Below are 17,539 nucleotides of genomic sequence, written 5' to 3'. Positions count from 1 at the left end.
TTTCAATGCCCATCTTGTGCCACGACGCAGGCCGCCGGGATGTTTGCTTGTGTGAAGTTTTGTTTCGGAGGATCTGAAAGCCGGGGGCTCTGAAACAAATCTTAATATTGCTTCAGCCAACGCGCATGCTGCGCCGTGCTATTCAAAAGCAGACACAGTGCCATATGGATGGTGAAGGAGCCGGAGCTTGGACGCTTCTCGAATTCTGATCGTCGAAGACGACGCCCAGATCGCCGCGATGCTGCGCGATAGCCTTATCGAAAGCGGAATGATCGCGGAGATCGCCCGGGACGGCATCGCCATGGATGCGCGCATGCGCGCATCCAGTTACGACCTGGTGATCCTCGATGTCATGCTGCCCGGCGAAAGCGGGCTTAGCCTCTGTCGGCGGCTGCGGGTCGCAACGAATATCCCGATCGTCATGCTGACGGCGGCCGATGCGGAAATTGACAGGATCGTCGGCCTTGAGATCGGCGCCGACGACTATGTCACCAAGCCATTCAGCGTGCGGGAGCTCATCGCCAGGATACGCGGCCTGCTGCGGCGCGCCGCCTTGCCGGCGCTGAAGGAGCCGAGACAAAAGCAATTGCGTTTTGACGGATGGCTCGTGGACCCCATTCGACGGCAGCTCTTCGATCCGACCAACGCCCGCGTCGGCCTGACGACGCACGAGTTCGATATCCTGCTGGCCTTCTGTCGAAACCCGGGCCGCGTTCTGACGCGGGAGGAACTCCTGGGCGTCACCCATGCCGGTCTGGCCGGCCCGATCGAGCGCAGCATCGATGTTCACATCAGCCGATTGCGGCAGAAGATCGAACATGATGCCCGCGACCCCGTCGTGATCAAGACCATACGTCTGGGCGGTTACATGTTTACCGCGACTGTCGAGGAATTATGAGGCTGCAGCGTTTCCGTCCCAACACGATCAGAGGCCAGATCACGCTCATCATCATCGTGGCGCTGATCGTGGTCACCATCGTCGGCAGAGTGTTGGAGCAATGGGCAAGGGACGCCGCGCCCGACATGGAGGATATCGTCACGCGCGTGGATACGATGGCGACCCTCCTGAAAGCGTCCCCGCCGGATACGCGCGAAGCCATCCTGTCGGCATCGCGCGCTGCCGGATGGGATTTCTCGCTGGAGCCGTTCTCGGTCAGCGAGAGCTTCACCGGGCCGTCGGAACCGGAAGGCGTGCTGGCCATGGCCATCGACCTGCTGTTTCCGACCGATCACCTCCGCCCGCCCGTCGGCGGCTGGCGCACCTTCTGGAACGGGGAGAGGGTGATTGCGGCAAAGGTCGACGACGACACGCTTCTCATCCTGTCCGGCTTTCCGGACACGATCCTGAACAGTGCCATCCTCAACGAGGGACCGTATTATTCCGTCGCCATCGTCGTTCTGATCGCGTTCTTCTTCATATTTGCCATTCGCGTCATCACCGAACCAATCAAGCGGATTTCGGAGGCGGCCATGCATGCGGACATCGCCAACACTTCGGAGATTTTCGAAGAACGCGGACCCGTCGAGATCGTGGCGCTCGCCCATGCGCTCAACGCGATGCGAAGCCGGATACGGGTGATGGTCGAATCGAGAACGCGCATGCTGCGCGGCATCGGTCATGATCTGCGGACCCCGTTGACCCGGTTGCGGCTGCGCGCCGACCGCATGGAGGAAGGGCCCGTGCGCGATGGGCTGCTGTCCGACATCATGCGCATCGACGGTCTCCTGAACGAGGTTCTGAAATATCTCAGGGACGACTACGCGACCGAGCCTATACAGCGTGCCGATATTGCAAGCCTGCTGCAGACCGTTTGCGCGGAGTTCAGCGATGTCGGCTTCCCGGTCCGGTTCGAGGGCCCCAACCGGATGGTCATCGATTGCAAGCCAATGGCCATCATGCGTGCGGTCACCAATCTCTGCGACAACAGCGTCAAGTTCGCGACGGATGTCACCGTTACCCTGCGAAACTGCAAGGCAGGCTGCGAAATCCGTGTGACCGACAACGGGCCGGGAATTCCGGAACATCTGAGAGAGCGGGTTTTCGAGCCATTCTTCAAGGGCGATGAGGCGCGGTCCCATAAAAATGCACGAGAGGACAAGGAAGATTTCGGCCTCGGGCTCTCCATTGTCGCCGATATCGTCCACGCCCATCGCGGCGCCATCTCTCTTTCGGACAACACGCCGAACGGCCTGATTTTTCAAATCCTGATCCCGATCCGTGGCGACTCCGGGATCGCGAGCGAGGCGACGTGACCTGCCCGCCGCTATTGGTCGGGACGAGCCAAACCCATCAATGCAAACATTGGAGCTGAAACACATGAAGTCGATCGCAAAACCTATTATGTCCCTTTCGACGGGACGCCGCACCTTTCTGAGCGGCGCGACAATCCTTGGCGTTGGCGCCGGACTGTCGGCGCCTGCCATTGTCTCGCGCGCTGCCGCGGCGGAGCCTTCGGTCATCGCGTATCGTGACCGGGACCTGCCGTTTATCGCCACGGAAGAGACCTACACCACCGACGAACTCATTGCGCTGAACGCGATCAACGACGAACACGTCGCGTATCTGAAGGAAACCGGCCTTGCCGAAATCGGCGCGGGCCGCGTCGCGGCCATGGACGAGGCCGGGATCAATGTCCAGATCCTCTCCGCGCATACGCCGGGCGTGCAGGATGTCCCCGGCCAGGAGGGCATCGATTTTGCGGTTCGCCTGAACACGATGATCGCCGATGGTCCGATGAAAGCCTATCCGGGGCGGTTCCAGGCCTATGCAACGCTGCCGCTGCAAGACCCGGAGGCCTCGGCGGACGAGCTGGAACGCGCCGTTCGGGAAGATGGCTTTGTCGGCGCCATGACCAATGGATTCATCGGCGAAAAATTCCTCGACCACCCCGATTTCGAGCCCCTTCTGGCGCGTGCCGAGGCGCTTGACGTGCCGATTTACCTGCATCCGGGCTTCCCGCCTGAAGCGGTTTTCAACATCTACTACCATACTGTCCGGCCGGGCTATGACCAGGAATTCCAGAACTACATCTTCAGCGGGTCAGGATATGGATGGCACCAGGAGGTGCTGACGCAATGCCTTCGGCTTGTCCTGACGGGCGTATTCGACAGATACCCGAAGCTGCAGATGATTATCGGCCATATGGGAGAAGGCCTTCCGTTCTACTACGAGCGTATCGTGGGCGATATGAGCGAGTCGACCGAAGACGCGCTGAACAAACCGCTTGGGCAATATTTCAGCGACAATTTCTGGTACACGACCAGCGCCTTCTTCCAGGATGAGCTGCTTCATCTCTTGCTGAGATATATCAGTGTAGACCGGGTGATGTTTGGAATCGATTACCCGTTTGCAGACATGAAGCAGGGAACCGACTGGTTCCGGGCGGTCGATCTGCCGCGCGAAGCCAAGGAAAAAATCGCGTACCGGAACGCGGAAAAGCTGTTCGGCATAAAGGCCTGACGAGCGCGCCGGGCGTCTGTCGCATGCCCGGCATAGACAGTCCGGTATCACGAGAGCCGCGGTCGTTCCGTTCCAGGCCGGCGCCAACGCGGCGCTGGGACGGACGCTCGGCCATCCGTTGTGGGGCACGCCTGTTTCCCTCCCTGTCAGTTTCGCCTGCATCGTGCACGTGATGCTGCTGGCGAAGGTCCAGGCCCCCGATACTTGCGAACCTTGCCCAGGCGCCGCGCTGGATATGGATCGGCGGTATTGTCGGCGTCGTCTATATCGCCGGCGCTCTCATGCTTGCGCCGAAGCTTGGCGCGGCCGGCTTCATCATGGCTGCGACCGGGAGAAGCGGGTGGGGACGGTGGAGCTTCACATCCGAAGCTTCGCACAGGCAGCTATTTCCCAATCTTCCTGGAGCCGCGCCGCATGGCCGAGAAGGCTTTGACCGCGGTCATCTAGGAGGCCTCTATATCCAGGGCGTTTCGACCCGGTCGGTTGATGACCTGGTCAAGGCCATGGGCATGTCGGGCATCTCCAAGAGCCAGGTGTGATTTATCGCCCGACCACGATCTCCTCCAGCGCAGGAAAATGCTGTGGCACAATTCCCGAACGCCCTTGCTGCGCGGCTAGAAGATCGAAGCGGAACAGGTTGTCGGTCGGTCTGTAACAGCCAGTCAGCCTTGCATTTAGATAGGCGCAGGCGCCGCGAACATATTCGTCGGGATCATCCAGTGCGGCTGCAACGCTTTTGTGAGTGATTTCCGCAAACAGCGGCAACTCCGTCAGCGCATTCAGCGCCTGCAATCGTATCTCCGGCCGCTTTTCCGTCTCGAAGATGAACGTCAGCAGCCGGACGGAACCTTCCGCCTTGCCGCCATGCCCTCTTGCCTCAAGAAGGGCGATCAGCACACGCGGGTCATCCTCATCCGCGATGAGACGGTTGAGATCGTCAGGCAGATCATGACCGGCGACGGCCAGGATAAGCAATCCTTGTGCGCCCCAGTAACGTATAACCGAGGGGTTGGCGCGATCGAGCGCCCCAATGAAATGCGCGATTTCCGCCGGATCGCGTCGAATGGCGCTTGCAGCCAGCGCCATCACTCGTGTCAGCGGGTAGAGGTCAGGATCGCTGCGCTTGTGTTCCTCTTCGACGGGCGAGCCCTCGGGGATAAAGCCACAATCGTGAATTGCCAGCATATGCTCATCCAGCGCGGCACGCATATCTTCGAGCACCCCAAAATATCCGGCATCATCGACGAGATTGACGATTTCCTGGGGGTCTGCGTGAAGATCATAGAGCTCCTCTGCAGGCTTCGGTTTCCAGAACCGCGCCCTAACGGGATCAAGGCGACCTTCAAGATGGGCGGTTTCGTAGTCCTGATACGCAAGGCTATTCCAGGCAAAGGCGGAATATTGTCCGTATATGCGGTGCGGGGCGTAATTGCGGATGTAGCGGAATCGCGCACTCCGTGCCGTGCGGATGAAATCGTAACGCTCATCCATCCTTCCGCGACCTGAGAAGCTGAATTCCCGTTGCGTCGGCATGGGACCGAGGAAGGCCAGACCCTGAACATCAGGCGGCGCCGGAACGCCGGCGAGCGAAGCGAAGGTCGGCAAGAGGTCGACCAGCGACACCGGCGACGGCGAACGGCTTCCAGGCCCCTGGTTTTCCGGCAGCAGACGACGCCACTTTTCAGGCACACGCACGATCAGCGGCACCCGCAGCCCTTCTTCGTAACATAGGCGCTTGGAGCGCGGCAGAGGCGAACCGTGATCGGAAAAGTAAAACACAATCGTATCATCAGCGAGCCCGGCGGCGTCAAGTTCCGCGAGTCGTTCTCCCATCCATCTATCCATAACCGATATCCTGTTGCAGTAGCGGGCAAGCGAAATGCGAACTCCCTCCGTATCCGGCAGGTAGGCCGGAACAACGACATCCCGTGGTCCGACGGAGCCTGGCTGTTCCTCGAAAATGCAGCTTTCGTGGGTTAGCATCGTGTTGAAAACGGCGAGGAACGGGGCTCCTGCAGGCCGGTTCATCCAGTGGGCGGTTCCGCTTGTTTCATCCCAGATCACGGATGGGTCGATGTCGATGTTGTAGTGGGTCTTGGAATTGTTGGTGCAGTAATAGCCCGCCGCGCGCATCATCTCCGGATAGGTCACGAGATCTCGTGGCGGCGTTCCACAGGCAGTCATGTGCTGCGCGGGCGGCGCGCTTTCGGCGTGGAATCCCGTCAGGATGGCGAAACGCGACGGTGCGCAGACGGGCGCCGTGCAGGATGCGTTGTCGAAGGTTACGCCTTCGGCCGCAAGACGGTCGAGATTGGGCGTAGAGGCAAGCAAACCGCCATAGGCGCCAATCCAAGGCGGGCAGTCTTCGCTGACGAGACAAAGAATATTCGGTCGGGCATTCATTCGACAGTTTCCATGGCATTCGACGTAACCGAGAGAATCCCTGCCGCCTCTTCGGAGAAATGACAGGCGGCGCGATGCGGTGCGCCTTGCAGTTCGGGGATACGCTCCTCGCAAATCCTGCGTTCAGGAAAGACCGACGGTCCAATCGGACAGCGCGTCCTGAACCTACACCCGGATGGCGGCTGACGAGGATCTGGAGGATCTCCCTTCAAGATCGCCTTCTTGTCCATCGCCTCGGGGTCCGGTTCCGGGCGCGGGGTCGAAGACATGAGGACGGCGGTGTAGGGATGACGGGGCGTGCGGTAGATGTTCTCGGCCGGCCCCTCCTCGACAATCTGTCCCAGGTACATAACGGCCACCCGGTCCGAGAGGTGACGGACCACCGCAAGGTCATGGGCAATGAACAGGACGGCGAGATTCAGCCGGTCTCGCAGATCGGAAAGGACGTTGATCACCTGTGCCTGGATCGACACGTCCAGCGCCGAGACAGGCTCGTCGCAGATCAGCACCTTTGGTTCGATGGCAAGTGCGCGGGCGATTCCGATGCGCTGCCGCTGACCGCCAGAGAAGGCCTTCGGATAACGGTCCAGATAGGACGGATCGAGCCCGACAAGCTCCATCAGCCGCAGGCATTCCGGCTCCCTTCCCTGCCGTGCAAGGCCGCGCTGCTCCAGGGCCTCCGAAAGAATCTGGCGAACGGTCAAGCGCGGATTGAGGGAAGCATGCGGATCCTGAAAGACATACTGGACATTGGAGCGCACCAGGGCCGACGCCTTGCGGTCGAAGCTTGTGACGTCCTCGCCTCCGACAAAGATCAGACCCGATGAAGGCGTGTTCACGCCGACGATGGTTCGTGTAAGAGATGTCTTGCCGCAACCGCTCTCGCCGACCAGGCCAAGTGTCTCGCCGGGCCGCACAAAAAGGCTGACGCCACCGACAGCGTAAAACGGAGGCTCCACGCCGAAGAGGCGTTTTCTGGAACCGAAATCCACCCTGAGATCACGCACCTCCAGCGCCATCATCTCATCATCCGCATGAGGGTTGCGCTGTGCGGCTGCGGTGGCCTCTATCGCATGAGTTTGCGGCAGACAACCGAGGCGTTGCCTCACGAGACAAGCGGATTGCCGTCCGGCATTTCCTTCAACAGCAACAAGCGGCGGCACCTGCGCGGCGCAGATATCCTCCGCCAACGCGCAGCGGGGATGAAAGGCACACCCTGACGGCAGGCGGGACAAGTCCGGCATCGCGCCCGGGATAGTCGAAAGGCGTTCATGCCTCTCACCTCCAATGCGCGGCATCGAATGCAGGAGATCGCGCGTATAGGGATGCTGCGGATCGGCAAATACCTCGGCAACCGTGCCGCGCTCGACCACACGCCCGCCATACATCACGATCATGTCGTCGCAGACCTCCGCCACCACGCCCATGTCATGGGTAATCAGCGCCACGGCAATGCCATGCTTGTCCCGCAAGTCGGTCAGCAGAGGCAGGACCTGCGCCTGGATGGTGACGTCTAGCGCCGTCGTCGGCTCATCGGCAATGATGAACTTGGCGGAATTGGCAATCGCTATCGCGATTACCACACGCTGGCGCATACCGCCTGAAAATTCATGCGGATATTCCTTCGCGCGCTTCTCCGGCTCCGGAATACCGACCTGCCGCAAAAGCTCGACAGCGCGTTTGTGTGCCTCTCTATACGCCATGCCATGCACGATCAGCGCTTCCTCGACCTGCCATCCGACGGTCTTGACCGGGTTGAGAGCGGCCTGCGGATCTTGAAACACCATCGCCATATCCCGGCCGCGCATCCTACGGATGGTGCCGGAATCGGCCTTTACCAGATCGCGATCGCCGAACAGAATCTCGCCGCCGGCGATACTGCAACCGTCCGGCGTCATCCGCATGATCGACCTCGCCGTCAGGGACTTTCCGGATCCCGATTCTCCGACGATGCCGAGTATGCGGCCCTTGCGGGCGGTGAAGGACACCTCATGCAATGCGCGCAGTCCGGAACCGGGCTTTCCGAATTCCACAACAAGGTCGCGGACGTCTAGAAGAACGTCATTCTCCATATCATTCCTCCCTTGCCCGCAAGGTCGATGCATTCAGCGCATCGGCGATAAGGTTGAAAGCGAGCGCCAGAAGAAGAAGCATTGCGATCGGTCCGGCCGTATACATTGGTTGCACCCAGACATAACGAATACCGACATTCAGGAGAGTTCCGAGCGAAGGCGTCGGCGGCTGAATCCCGAGACCGATGAGCGACAGCGCGGCTTCGATGAAAATGCCCGCTATCATCGAGATCGAAGCCTGCACAAGCAGGGTGTCCAACGTGTTGGGCAGAATATGCCGGGTCATGATCTTGAGTTTGGGGACTCCGAGAACCCGGGCCGCCAGCACATATTCTCGGCTCTGTTCAGTCAGCAGTTCGCCATGTGCGAGCCTTCCGAACCGCGGAATGGTGAAGACCACAATCGTCACCGCCAGCGAAAGCCAGCCCGCGCCGATGGCAACGACAATAACGATGCCGAGCACGAGGCTTGGAAATCCGAGGATTATGTCGAAGAGGCGCTGAAAGAACTGCCCCAGGCGTTTTGACACGAAGCCCGAAAGCCCCATCAGCGTACCGAGCACGGCTCCGACCGGCACGGCGACAATCACGAGGCTGATCGAAATCCGCAAGGCGAAGATACACCGCACGAATATGTCGCGGCCAAGCTCGTCGGTCCCGAATGGATGAGCCAGAGAAGGTTTGAGAAAGCTGTCGCGGCTTTGTTGATCCACCCCGTCGGGAAAGATCACTGGAGCAAAAAGAGCGAGCACAACCAGTAGCAGGAGCAGGGCCCCGCCGATCATGCCCTTCATCCGGCGAAATGCGCCCAGATAGCGTGCGAGCCCGGGCGCAAGCCGGTTTGGGCGCGACGCAGAAGTAGCAGAATTACTCATTCTTTTTCCAGACGAATACGGGGATCGAGAGACGCCAGCAGGATCTCTGACACGAGATGGACAAGAGCCGCGACGAGAACCGCGAACAAAACCACGATCTGGAGAAGCTGATAGTCGCGCGAGGACACAGCGTTGACAGCCATGGCCCCAAGGCCGTTACGGGCGAAGATCGCCTCGATGACGACCGCCCCGGCGAGCAGTTCGCCCACGCGCACGCCTGTGGCGACGATCGCCGTTCCTACAGAGTTGCGCAAGACATGGTGCCATACGAGACGCGTTTTCGACACGCCCTTGGAGGTGGCCAGATCAACGAAATCTTCCTGTTGCACCTGGTACATGCGGGCCTGGATCAGGCGTGCGATCATTCCCGCCTGCGGCAGAGCCAGCGCAAGGCCGGGCAACAACAGATAGAGAAAGCCCTGGACGGGATCATCGAAAATCGAAACCTCTCCGGACACCGGCAGCAATTGCCAGGTCACGCCCACAATCAGGATAAGGATAAGGCCCGTGACATGCGGAGGCGTTGCGACGAGAACCGACAGCAGCGTGTCGTTGGCTGCCCGTTTCGCGCCGCGATGCAGCGACCCGGCAAGGACACCGAGCCCCGTCCCCAAAACAGCCATCAGCACCGTTGCGAAGATCGCCAGTTCGAGCGTGCTGCTCATGCGCGACATCACAAGCTGAGAGACAGGCCGCTTGTTGATCAGCGATGTCCCGAAATCACCCGTGGCGACGCCGCCAATCCAGTAGACATACTGGACGATTACGGGCCGGTTCAATCCAAGCTCTTCCCGGATGGCTTCGACCTGTTCGGCCGAGGCATCCGATCCCGCAAGGACCTGAGCCGCGTCTCCCCCGGCCAGTCGGGGGAGAAAGAATGCGATCACCGATGCCGCAAGCAGCAGCAGCAGCAGCGAAGAAAGCCGCTTGGTCAGGAAGCCCAGCATGGCTTATTTTCCAAGCCAGGCATTGCCCAGACGATAATAACCGACGCCATCGGACAGCACGCCATGCAACTTCGGCGTGACGGCATTGATCGGCTGCGTATGCGCCAGAATGTGGCTGAATGCCTCATCAAGCATATACTCGCCAAGTTCGGTGACGGCTGCGGCATAGGCATCTCCGGTGGACGACTGCACCTTATCCTTCAGCTCACGATATTTAGGCGGGTCGAATTTCGACGGATTGCCGTCGCGCAGCGCGGGCAAGGCATCCACAAGCGTTGCGACCGAAAAACCCTGCAGCCCGTGAATCTGCATGAATGAAGGACCGAGATCACCGGCGGTTTGCCCGGCGTCGAATGCAGCGGTTTCGACCACTTCCCCTGTGGGCTCAAGGCCGATTTCGCGCAGATTGTTCTGGACGATTTCATAAATTTGGGGCACGGCAAGAATACCAATCACCCGGATATTGAACTCGGTGCCTTCCGCACCGGCCTCGGCGACAAGCGCGCGCGCTTTGTCGGGATCATAGGTGTAGTGGTCAACCAGTGAGGCGGATCCGGGCTGGTTGCTGGCCCACCAGAGAACCGACGTATCTCCGCCGCCGTTGAAGAGTTGATCGACAATACGCTCGCGATCAATCGCGAATCCAATGGCCTGGCGCAGCTTCTTGTTGTCGAAAGGGGGTTTGGAGACATCGAGCCCCAAAGGAAAGATGTTGCCGCCCCCGACATCCTGAAGCGCAATATTCGGGTTTCCCTGGAACATGATGGCATCGCGCGGCGTGATATTCAGCGCCATATCGACGCGGCCATGCATCGCATTGGCCAGCGCGGTGGGATCGGGAATGACGGAGATCTCGATCTCGTCAAGATGAGGCGCCTCTCCCCAATAGTCTTCGTTTGCACTCAGACGGAGGTTTGCGCCAGGCACCCATTCCTCCCATTTAAACGGGCCGGTGCCGACCACTTGACTGCCGTCTGCCAGTCCGTCGAAAGTCTCCTTGTCGACGATCACCGCCAACTCAAAAACGTCGAAAATCCGCGGCGCGACAGGCGTTTCGGAGGTAATGGTCACTTCGTACTTGCCGGTCGCCTCGTAAGATGAAAGCTGCGCAACCAGCGGGCGCATCTGCGACGCGTTTGCGGGCACAAGAACCTGGTCAAGCGTAAACACCACATCATCGGCCGTCATTTCGCGGCCGGTATGAAACTTCACACCCTCTTTCAGCCAGATTTTGAAGGTCTTGCCGTCATCACTCGATTCCCAGTGATCCGCAAGCACGGGAACGGGCGAACTATCCTCTGGATCGAGATAGGTCAAAGGCTCTGTCACGTTGAAACGCCAGATGTTGTTTCCGGCGCGACCCGCCAGGATCGCGTTCGGCTGCGCATCCGCCGCCTGCGCGATACGCAACGTCCCTCCCTCCACCGGGGTCGCGTCCTGAGCCGCAAGCGGAACGACGTCGAATGTGATCAGGCCGACGAGAGCGGCGCCAAGCCTGAACACATCGCGTCGCCCCAACTTGTGGATACCGCAGTTTTTGAGAATGCCTGTCATGGTCACCGTTCCTCCCGTGTTGCGATGACATTATTCATTCAAGAAAGTTGATTAAAGCAATTTTTTTGATAACCGTCAATGCCGGGACTCTCCCGCAATTCCAGATGACCGCCCAAGAGGCTCTGTCAGGTGACACTTGCAATTGTCACAACTGGCAAGCATTCATTGATCGAGGTTATGTTGAGACAAAAGGGGCGCGCCGGCTGCTGGATTTGCAACGGGAGCTCCGGAGTGTCGGAATACGGTAGTCGTCCATGTCGCCCAGTAGCGTTGCGCTAAATACAAACGAAACCCGAAATCGCAATTTGGCTGCGGTGTTTGAGGCCGTGCGCGATCTGCCAGGCCGATCACGCTCGGAAATCGGCAAAGGCATGCCATTCAGCTTGCAGACCATGACCAACGTGGTCCAGGAATTGATCGATATTGGTCTCGTTGAAGAATTCGACCGCGAGCAGAGCGCCCGAAAGCGCGGCAACCAACATCGCGGCCTCAGAGTGGTGAAGGAGCGATGCTATTCGTTGGGGGTCCAGTTCCGTTGGAACTCCTGCTTTTTAGCGCTTGTGGACCTTACCCTGGGCGTCGTCGACCGGAAGAGCTGGTTGATTGACGTGCCCTATGATGACAGTCAGGCCTATCTGCTCAAACTCGAAGAATGCATCGAGGCTTTTCTCTCGTGCCATTCAACGAAAGATATCTGGGCGATCGGCCTGTCGGGACCATTGCCGATCGAGGTTCCGCATCCACCGCCACATGCGTTCGGCGTCAACGGACGGTGGCTCGACCAGAAATGGTTTCATGGTTTCTTCTCGAAAGTTACTGTTGCAGAGATGAGGCTACGTTTGCGGCGGCGTTTCGAACGTCCGGTAATGGTGCTGAACAATGTGCAGTCAGCCGCGATCGCCGAGGCAAACCGACTGCCCCACGATCAACGTTTCATCTATCTGCTGGCGGGCATGAGCCTTGGCGCTTCCTTCGTCGTCAACCGCGCCCTCAACCCGGAGACATGGCCGCAGGGTGGGGAACTGGGTCACGTCATATACCGCGACCAGATGATCAGCACGGTTCTTTCGGCCAGCGGCGTCCGCCATCGCCTCGGTTTCAACTTTGCGCAGGGAGAGTTTCAGGAAAAACTCGAGGTTCTTGTCGAGCAGACGCCGGAAATTTTCATGCCCTGGGTCGAGGAGGCAGCGGCCATCCTGCGGTTCCTGGTCAACTTCGTGGAAAACGCCCTCTGGCCGGATGGCATTGCCCTTGCCGGATTTTTGCCTGACAAGCTACTGGACCTCCTGATCGAGGCGGTCTTTCCCTTGCCGATCTCCGTCGTTCTTCCACAAGGCGATCCCCAGCGGACCATGCCGCGGCTCTATCGCGCCTATTCAGGTTCCGCGAACATTCCCGTCGGCGCTGCGATTGCGGTCCTGAACGCACGCAACAACGTCGATTTTGCCAGCCTGATCGCTGCTCATCGTCATGTCATCTGTGGTCGCCCATGAGTGGCGAGTCCTCCTCGCCTGCCAGGACAGCAGCTTCGTGACGAGACAGACAATTCAAGTGAACGGCGGCATGATCACCAATGGATGATTGTCTGGCCGCTGCTCTCGGGGCCGCCGCATGGCAGTCCGCGACGATCAGCGCCAGTGGCCGCAGGCCGAGGACCGTCACCTGCTTCGGCACTACGGTCGCGCCTTTAGAGCCCTTCAGGCTCTAGGTTCGGCGGCGGCTCCGCCACCCTGGTCAAAGATGACCGGTTTGACGACACCGAGCCTCAAGGCATCGTGACCGCGCGGAAGGCGCAGTTTGAACCTTCGACTCCATTGCCAGCGGGTTTCACACGCGTGCAATGCTAATAATCAAACCAGCTTGCTCTCCGTGGGGCTGATAAGCGAGATCCATGCGCTGGAGCGCCTCGATCCTATCGGTTTGGCTTCTCGGCGCAGATGGCGAAACGTTCCTGGAACATTCGGTCGAGACCGCGCAGGAAGGGCATCTTGCGCGCCTGTGCCCAGTGGATATCGGTGAGCTTGCGGTCGATGACGATGTTTTCGAAACCGGCATCCTCCAGCAGCGCGGCCACCGCGGTGGCCGGCATTTGGTCGGAGAAATAGACCCTCGCCCTGATATCACGGAGCCGCTCTGCCATATCTGTGCTGAGCGGACTGGCAAGCTCCTTGCCGGTCATGCGGGTCCAGTACGTCTGCAGGCCCTTCACCCAGGTCGTCTTGCCCATATTCCCATCGACAATCAGAACCTTCCCGCCGGGCTTGAGCAGCGAGAACCACTCGCGAAACGCTGCCGGCGGATCGACCAGCGTCCAGACCAGATGCCGGTTGGTGATCACGTCATAGGTTCCAGATGGCTCCAGCGTGTTTTCCGCATCCCCCGTGATGAACCGGATATCGGCATTGCGGCTTTCCGCCTTGGCGCGCGCCAGAGCCAGCATGGTATCGGACCAGTCCAGGCCCGTGACTTCGAAACCGAGGTCATGCAACAGATGCGAGATCACCGCCGTTCCGCAGGCAAGGTCCAGGGCTTGCCGTCCCTGGCCTTCGCCGAGATGCTTTCGGATGAGCCTTTGCCAGCCCCGCCGCTCGGCATCCGAAAAAATCTCGTGGCCGACGCTCTGATCGAACGTTCCGGCTCTTTCCGACCAGTAATCGCGGATTTCATCGCGGATGGAATAATTGCTCTTCGGCTGGCTCATCAGGCACTCATGTCGCTCTAACACTTTGGAAAAGCTCTAAAACATAAAACTTGATTCAGCAAGTCATGTTTTATAAGCCTCACTTCATCCGATGAGATAAGGGAGTTTTCCAGAATGAATTTGGTGAGATTGTTTGCCGGCTCCACAGCCGCCGTCGCGTCCCTGCTGCCGCTTTCCGCCTTTGCCCAGTCCTTCACGGTTGAGGATGTGGCGGGTCGCGCGGTGAGCTTCGATGCACCGGTCGAGCGCGTGATCCTCGGCGAGGGCCGGATGATCTACGGACTGGCGCAGATCGAGAAGGAAAACCCTTTCGAGAAGGTCGTCGGATGGCGCAATGACATGTACATGAACGACAAGGGCGGCTACACCGCCTATGTCGCGAAGTTCCCTGAAGCCGCGGACATTCCCTTCCTGGGCCGTCTTTCAAACGGCACGCTTTCGATCGAGACCGTGGTCGATCTTGATGCCGATGTGCTGCTTCTGCCGATCGGCGACAAGGAAGCCGCCGACGAAATCGGGCTTGAGGCGACGCTGGCCGAGACCGGCACGAAGATCGTCTATATCGATTTCCGCGAGCACATTCTGGAAAATACCGAACCAAGCCTTGAAGTGCTCGGCAAGCTCTTTGGTCACGAGGACCGCGCCGAGGCCGTCGCCGATTACTGGAACGCGCAGATGGCGCGGGTCACAGACACGCTGGAAGCGGCGCAACCGGAGGAGCCTGACGTCTTCATGTACCGTGCCGCCGGTCTGGTGGAGTGCTGCGGAACCTTCGGCCCGGACAATTTCGGCCTCATGGTCAATTGGGCCGGCGGCCACAATATCGGCTCAGATTTCCTGCCGGGCTATACCGGATCCATCAATGCCGAACAGGTTCTGGCGTCCAATCCCGATGTGATCGTCATCACCGGCGCCAACTGGTCCAATACGGAAGATGCCAGCGGCTTCGTCAATGTCGGCCCGGGCTCTGCGTCCGCCGCAGAGGAAAACAGCGCGGTGCTGCAGGCGCTGATGGAGCACCCGGCCTTTACCGGGTCCAAGGCGGTGGCGGACGACGACGTTCATGCGATCTGGCATCAGTTTTATACCAGCCCATACCAGTTCGTTGCCGTCCAGCAACTTGCCAAGTGGTTCCACCCCGAGCTTTTTGCCGATCTCGACCCGGACGCGACGTTTGCGGAGTTCCACGAGAAATTCCTGCCAATCGATTACCAGCCGGGCTACTGGGCTGACATCAAGCCGGCGCAGTAGGCCGAAGTCATGGATGCTTCGATAGACATGATCGAGGCTCAAGCCGGGGGCGCGCGATATCGCGCCCTTGCCCGGCGCAAGCTGCTGATCCTATTCGGACTTTCGGCGCTTCTTTTCCTGTCCTTTGCTGTCGACCTCGCCTGGGGGCCGGCGCGTTACGGGCTTGGCGAGGTGCTGGCCGCGATCTTCAGCCCTTCATCCGTCTCTGTGCAGGTTCGCACCGTGGTCTGGGATATCCGCATGCCCGTCGCCGTCATGGCGATTGTGGTGGGCGCCGCCCTTTCGCTGGCGGGGGCGCAGATGCAGACCATCCTCGCCAATCCGCTGGCGAGCCCGTTCACGCTGGGTATTTCCGCCGCCGCAAGCTTTGGCGCAGCGCTCGGCATCGTTACCAGTATTTCGCTTGTCCCCGTCGCCGCCGGCATGCTTGTGCCCGTCAATGCCTTCATCGTGGCGCTGGCCGCGACGCTTTTCATCCACTTCGTCTCGCAACTGCGCGGCGTGTCGGTGCAGACCGTGGTGCTGCTCGGCATCGCTCTCGTGTTTTCGTTCAATGCGCTTCTGGCATTCCTGCAATATCTCGCCTCCGAACAGGCGCTTTCCGCCGTCGTGTTCTGGACCATGGGCAGCCTCACCAAGGCGACATGGCCGAAAATCTGGGTAACGCTTGCGGTTCTGGTGCTCGCCGTGCCGCTTTTCGCCCGCAACGCCTGGGCGCTCACCGCAATCCGGCTGGGCGAGGACAAGGCCGCAAGCTTCGGCATCAATGTCCGACGTATCCGGCTCGAAACCATGTTGATCATCTCGCTGCTGGCGGCCGTACCGGTCAGCTTCGTCGGCACGATCGGCTTTGTCGGGCTGGTTGGTCCTCACATCGCCCGCATGATCCTCGGCGAGGATCAGCGGTTCTTTTTGCCGGGCTCCCTCCTCTCAGGCGCTCTGCTTCTGTCCGTCACCTCGATCGTTTCGAAATCCATCGTTCCGGGCGTCGTCTTCCCGATCGGCATCATCACCGCCCTTGTCGGCGTTCCCTTCTTCTTCTCGCTCATCATCTCCAACAGGAGCCGCTCATGGTAGCCCTGCAGCTTCAATCGGTCGGTGCCTATCACGGCCGAAAGCTCTTTGTTGAAGATGTGACGACGCCGCCGATGAGGGCTGGCGAACTGGTTGCGGTCATCGGGCCGAACGCGGCCGGCAAATCGACGCTGTTCAAACGCATCACCGGCATTCTGAAAGGCCCGGGCGAAGTGCGCGTCGAGGGCTCCAGGGCAAAGAACGCCATCAGCTACATGCCGCAGGACACATCGGCGAATGCGGTGCTGACGGTCTACGAATCGATCCTTCTTGCCCGCAAGCAGGGTAAGTCCTGGTCGGTGAGCGACGACGATACAAGGCTGATCGATGAGATCATGCGGGCGCTCAATATCGTGCCGATTGCCTTTCGCGACCTCGGCGCGCTTTCTGGCGGCCAGCGGCAGCTCGTGTCGATCGCGCAGGCGCTGTCGCGCGAGCCGGAGATCATGCTGATGGACGAGCCGACAAGCGCGCTCGATCTCCATCGGCAGGTCGAGGTGCTCGATTTCATGCGCAGACAGGCGCAGACCCGGGGCATGATCGTCCTGATCGCGATCCATGATCTCAACCAGGCGCTGCGCTTTGCCGACAAGGTCATCGTGATCGAAAATGGCCGGATGCGGGCCTGCGGAACCCCGCGTGACGTCGTCACCGTCGACATGCTGAGGGAGGTCTACCGGATCCAAGCCCGGATCGAAAAATGTTCCATGGAGTATGACCATGTGATTGTCGACGGCACGTCGATTGCCTGAGAAGCAAGATATGGCTGACTGAATCCGCCCCGAGTCTGTCGGAGACCGTCAACATGATGGTTGCGACAAAAAGCAAAATGGCAAATCGCTACTCGCCCGAGATCCGCGCACGTGCGGTCCGGATGATGTTCGCGCATCAAGGCTCTTATGAGAGGCAGGCGGGCGCGCCCGCGGTCATTGTACCGAAGATCGGCTGTATTCCCAGACCTTGAGTGGGTGGGCCACGCAGACCGAGAAAGACAGTGGCATGCGCGAGGGCATCACGACTGTGAAGTGTTATCGTAGCTTGAGGGCCTGACCGATGCTACGATTGATCGCGTATCATTGCGTTGACGTGTCGACCAGCAGCTTGTCCCGGCAGCGGGCGAGACGTGACTTTATAGGAACCTGATGGTCACCGTACCCTCAAAAATCCTGTCCTCTTCGATCGGTGCCTGAGCCATTTAAAGCA

Annotated in this window: 13 protein-coding genes and 3 pseudogenes; 10 read left to right on the top strand and 6 right to left on the bottom strand. The window is 59.8% G+C overall.

The features are described from left to right. Positions 1-187 precede the first annotated feature (187 nt). From V6765_RS00780 to V6765_RS00760, 5 genes and pseudogenes are all read left to right on the top strand, one after another. Entirely contained in the window at positions 188-898 is a 711-nt protein-coding gene (locus V6765_RS00780; protein WP_448425650.1) for a response regulator transcription factor, read from the top strand. Next, positions 895-2,253, top strand: a complete 1,359-nt coding sequence (locus tag V6765_RS00775) for an ATP-binding protein (protein WP_448425648.1) — start codon at positions 895-897, stop codon at positions 2,251-2,253. Before V6765_RS00780 ends, V6765_RS00775 begins: the two co-directional genes overlap by 4 nt. Before the next feature lie 88 nt (positions 2,254-2,341). Further along, positions 2,342-3,460: an amidohydrolase family protein gene (locus tag V6765_RS00770; protein WP_448425646.1), complete on the top strand. Its 1,119-nt coding sequence runs from the start codon at positions 2,342-2,344 to the stop codon at positions 3,458-3,460. Positions 3,461-3,660: 200 nt separating this feature from the next. Beyond that, positions 3,661-3,726, top strand: a pseudogene (locus V6765_RS00765) (DMT family transporter); the annotation flags it as partial. A 65-nt stretch (positions 3,727-3,791) separates the two neighbouring features. Continuing rightward, positions 3,792-3,996, top strand: a pseudogene (locus V6765_RS00760) (transposase); the annotation flags it as partial. Positions 3,997-4,000: 4 nt separating this feature from the next. Here the strand turns inward: V6765_RS00760 and V6765_RS00755 are convergent. The 5 genes from V6765_RS00755 to V6765_RS00735 all read right to left on the bottom strand — a co-directional run bounded on the left by V6765_RS00755 (position 4,001) and on the right by V6765_RS00735 (position 11,310). Further along, positions 4,001-5,863: a sulfatase-like hydrolase/transferase gene (locus V6765_RS00755; protein ID WP_448425644.1), complete on the bottom strand. Its 1,863-nt coding sequence runs from the start codon at positions 5,861-5,863 to the stop codon at positions 4,001-4,003. Then, entirely contained in the window at positions 5,860-7,935 is a 2,076-nt protein-coding gene (locus tag V6765_RS00750) for a dipeptide ABC transporter ATP-binding protein (protein WP_448425642.1), read from the bottom strand. The genes V6765_RS00755 and V6765_RS00750 overlap by 4 nt, the downstream gene beginning before the upstream one ends. Before the next feature lies 1 nt (position 7,936). Next, positions 7,937-8,719 carry an ABC transporter permease gene (locus V6765_RS00745; protein ID WP_448425640.1) on the bottom strand — a complete coding sequence of 261 codons (783 nt, stop codon included), beginning with the start codon at positions 8,717-8,719 and terminating at the stop codon, positions 7,937-7,939. Between the two features lie 86 nt (positions 8,720-8,805). Then, complete coding sequence (locus V6765_RS00740; RefSeq protein ID WP_448425638.1) at positions 8,806-9,756, bottom strand: ABC transporter permease; 951 nt, start codon at positions 9,754-9,756, stop codon at positions 8,806-8,808. Positions 9,757-9,759: 3 nt separating this feature from the next. Continuing rightward, positions 9,760-11,310, bottom strand: a complete 1,551-nt coding sequence (locus V6765_RS00735) for an ABC transporter substrate-binding protein (protein WP_448425636.1) — start codon at positions 11,308-11,310, stop codon at positions 9,760-9,762. A gap of 254 nt (positions 11,311-11,564) precedes the next feature. On the opposite strand from V6765_RS00735, the gene V6765_RS00730 reads away from it, so the two are divergent. Continuing rightward, positions 11,565-12,803 carry a hypothetical protein gene (locus V6765_RS00730; RefSeq protein ID WP_448425634.1) on the top strand — a complete coding sequence of 413 codons (1,239 nt, stop codon included), beginning with the start codon at positions 11,565-11,567 and terminating at the stop codon, positions 12,801-12,803. Between the two features lie 419 nt (positions 12,804-13,222). Here V6765_RS00730 and V6765_RS00725 read toward each other — a convergent pair whose 3' ends face one another. Further along, the gene (locus V6765_RS00725) at positions 13,223-14,011 is read right to left on the bottom strand and encodes a class I SAM-dependent methyltransferase (protein ID WP_448425632.1); all 789 of its coding nucleotides are present in this window, start codon (positions 14,009-14,011) and stop codon (positions 13,223-13,225) included. Between the two features lie 114 nt (positions 14,012-14,125). Here V6765_RS00725 and V6765_RS00720 point away from each other — a divergent pair, with 114 nt between their 5' ends. From V6765_RS00720 to V6765_RS00705, 4 genes and pseudogenes are all read left to right on the top strand, one after another. Continuing rightward, positions 14,126-15,262 carry an ABC transporter substrate-binding protein gene (locus tag V6765_RS00720; protein WP_448425630.1) on the top strand — a complete coding sequence of 379 codons (1,137 nt, stop codon included), beginning with the start codon at positions 14,126-14,128 and terminating at the stop codon, positions 15,260-15,262. Positions 15,263-15,271: 9 nt separating this feature from the next. After that, positions 15,272-16,339, top strand: a complete 1,068-nt coding sequence (locus V6765_RS00715) for a FecCD family ABC transporter permease (protein ID WP_448425628.1) — start codon at positions 15,272-15,274, stop codon at positions 16,337-16,339. After that, positions 16,333-17,088 carry an ABC transporter ATP-binding protein gene (locus V6765_RS00710; protein ID WP_448425626.1) on the top strand — a complete coding sequence of 252 codons (756 nt, stop codon included), beginning with the start codon at positions 16,333-16,335 and terminating at the stop codon, positions 17,086-17,088. Before V6765_RS00715 ends, V6765_RS00710 begins: the two co-directional genes overlap by 7 nt. A 56-nt stretch (positions 17,089-17,144) precedes the next feature. Next, positions 17,145-17,356, top strand: a pseudogene (locus V6765_RS00705) (IS3 family transposase); the annotation flags it as partial. Positions 17,357-17,539 lie beyond the last annotated feature (183 nt).

It is taken from the genome of Martelella sp. FOR1707 (genome assembly GCF_053484265.1).
Note: the sequence above shows the minus strand (reverse complement) of the source record. Positions and strands in the feature narration are given on the sequence as shown.